The 209-nt window shown below is 43.5% G+C and carries 1 protein-coding gene; it reads left to right on the forward strand.

What is annotated here, in order from left to right; translation table 11 throughout:
* Positions 1-67 precede the first annotated feature (67 nt).
* Positions 68-209 (forward strand): efflux RND transporter permease subunit (locus tag MRS74_RS24320; protein WP_368671331.1); only part of this gene is annotated, 142 nt, incomplete at its 3' end.

A 209-nucleotide genomic window follows, 5' to 3' on the forward strand; every position in this document is an offset into this window, starting at 1 on the left:
GTTATTAAAAATTCACGGGCGTAATATCCGGACAATTTCCAATAACTCGGTGGCTGACATGTTTAAAATGTTCATTGAAAGACCTAAATTCGCGATAGTGATAGCCCTACTCATTTCGCTAATTGGAGCCATTTCCGCAGCAAACTCCCCCATAGGCAGGTATCCAGATGTCGCACCTGTTACTGTCGAAGTCCGAACCTTTATGGATG

The sequence above is a fragment of the Marinobacterium sedimentorum genome, from assembly GCF_024267675.1.
Classification (GTDB): Bacteria; Pseudomonadota; Gammaproteobacteria; order Pseudomonadales; family Balneatricaceae; genus Marinobacterium_A; species Marinobacterium_A sedimentorum.